This is a genomic window from Bacillus cereus group sp. BfR-BA-01331 (assembly GCF_022663915.1).
GTDB classification, from domain to species: Bacteria; Bacillota; Bacilli; order Bacillales; family Bacillaceae_G; genus Bacillus_A; species Bacillus_A mycoides.
This window is the reverse complement of record NZ_JAKUGJ010000119.1, coordinates 1-1,080: the sequence shown is the minus strand read 5'-3', so window position 1 is coordinate 1,080 and position 1,080 is coordinate 1. Positions and strand designations below refer to the sequence as shown.

Here is a 1,080-nt window from a genome sequence, read left to right as displayed (position 1 = left end):
AATGACTCTTTCATATGCTCATAGGCTTGTTTTTGCTCTTCAGACATATCAACAAGAATCGTAGGTACATTGATTAGCTCAACTGGATTTGGCCATACATCTTTTAAACGTACATTTATTGTTGTATCCATTAAAAATTGGGTAAACACATACGGTGAAATACCAGGTACTACTTTAGTTTTATCTAGCATTCCTTGTGCACCACGCGAAGCTACATTGGATACAACTTCACCATCATGGTAATATGTTCTCTCGATGTTTCCGTAAGTCTCATTCCAATCCATTAAAGAACTATATTCAAACCCACTCTTCACCATTTTTTGAGGGAATAAACGCCATAACGTATAGAATACGTCGCTCGCTCGCCCACCAAATAATGTACCTGTTCCAGCTACAACTTTCTTACAAACCTTCGCTAAACTTCCTAGGGCAGTTCCTTGTGCTGTTTCGCTTTTTAATTCGTGAACTTCATCAACGATAAGAGCATCAAAGAATTGTTTCATTTTTCTACGAATATACTCAACAGTAGCTATCTTTCGATATGCTCTTCCTGAATGTTTCGCATCATATGGTTTCACACGATTTTCTAACTCTAGTTGTTTTTGCAACGGTTTATTTCCTTCTTTTATTGCTTGCACTAATTTATTTTCATATTTCGTCCAATCTTTAAAACTCGCATATTTTGTTTTTACTTTTGGACTCCAAATATTTGAATTACAATCGGCACATACACTGTTTTTATTTGTTTTAGAATCTAAGTCACTTCCTGTAAAATCTTTATACTGACAAACTTCTTGTTGTTCACCGTTAGCTTTTTGAACCATCATAGAAGAAGTCTTTTTGCGTAACTTAGCGCCACAATCTGAACAGTAGTATCCATTCTTATAATATCTTTGCACCTCTTCCTCCGATTTTTTAGAAAGAGAAGTCTGCTTATAAGGGAATGGCATCTGTTTAATAGAATCTCCTCGCATTGTTGTAAAACTAATGACAAAGAAGGTTGGTTTTTGTGGTTTTGGTCTTCCAGCCTGAATCCAAGATTGATGAATTCGAATCAGATCCTCTGTGCGTTTAATAAGA

Annotated in this window: 1 protein-coding gene; it reads right to left on the bottom strand. The window is 35.6% G+C overall.

The window, feature by feature from the left end:
- Positions 1-1,080 (bottom strand): DEAD/DEAH box helicase family protein (locus MR155_RS31160; protein WP_472927185.1); only part of this gene is annotated, 1,080 nt, incomplete at both ends.